Source organism: Haloferax profundi (assembly GCF_001469865.1).
Classification (GTDB): Archaea; Halobacteriota; Halobacteria; order Halobacteriales; family Haloferacaceae; genus Haloferax; species Haloferax profundi.
The window spans coordinates 1-990 of the sequence record NZ_LOPV01000556.1 but is presented as its reverse complement, the minus strand read 5'-3'; the positions used below and the strand labels follow the sequence as shown (position 1 = coordinate 990).

General features: G+C 58.1%; 1 protein-coding gene and 1 pseudogene. One reads left to right on the top strand and one right to left on the bottom strand.

Annotated elements, in window-relative coordinates; all coding sequences use genetic code 11:
• On the bottom strand, positions 1–638 hold a 638-nt coding region (locus AUR66_RS16735; RefSeq protein WP_269432621.1), incomplete at its 3' end, for an amidase family protein.
• A gap of 122 nt (positions 639–760) precedes the next feature.
• Between AUR66_RS16735 and AUR66_RS16730 the strand changes: the two are divergent.
• Positions 761–990: pseudogene (locus AUR66_RS16730) on the top strand (hypothetical protein); the annotation flags it as partial.

The window sequence follows — 990 nt, the reverse complement described above, 5'->3', positions numbered from 1 at the left end:
GAGAGGTCGACGACACCGAACCGAGAGACGGTCTGGTGTGTCGGTTTGACACCGACGACCCCACAGAACGACGCGGGAATCCGAATAGAGCCACCAGTGTCGGTCCCGAGTGCAGCGTCGACTATGCCTGCGGCGACGGCCGCACCGCTACCACTCGAAGAACCACCTGGAACACACCCCTCTGCCACTGGATTCTCGATTCGACCGTGGGCACACGTTTCACCCGTTGTGAAGAAAGCGAATTCGTCCATGTTGGTCGTTCCAACCAGTGATGCCCCAGCATCTCTCAGTCGCTCGACGATTGTGGCGTTGTAGGGTGGTTCGTACTCGAACCCGGGTGACCCACACGTCGTCGGGACACCCGAGACGACCGTGTTCTCCTTGACTGCGACGTCGAGTCCAGCGAGACGGCCGCTTCCGCCACCGAACTCGAACTGGTAACGGAACGCATTGTACGGGTCGTCTCCCTCCGTGATGCTCGTCGGAGATTCCCCCGACGGCGTCGTCGGTGGGAAGTTTTCGTACTGTGCTGCTTGTTGAGTTACTGCGTTTTGAAATGCTGTGACTCCAGTGTCGTCGAGTTCGATTCCGTATTTTCGCGCGACTGTACGCACCGTCGACTCAGTTCCCTCCACCATACTGTGTACAATCGGCTTACACCAATATGAAGGTTGGTTGACCAAAGTGGGTGGATGTTCCTGCTGAGTGTGGGGGCAATCTGCGGCGTACATCTATGGGTAATGTCGACGAATTTCGAGTGATGCCGGTCACCGCTGGATACTGGAAAGTGTTTGCCCTCATCGCTATCCTCAGCGTCGCTGTTGGCGGTCTTTGGCTGGTCTTCGATGGAACCGTGACTGACGCTCAGCACCCCCGGGAGATTGATTCGTGTACCACGATAACCGAACCGGGTCGATACGCACTCACTGCCGACCTCGCCGACAGCGAGGCAGGTACCTGCATCCGAGTCCAGTCGCACGACGTCCACCT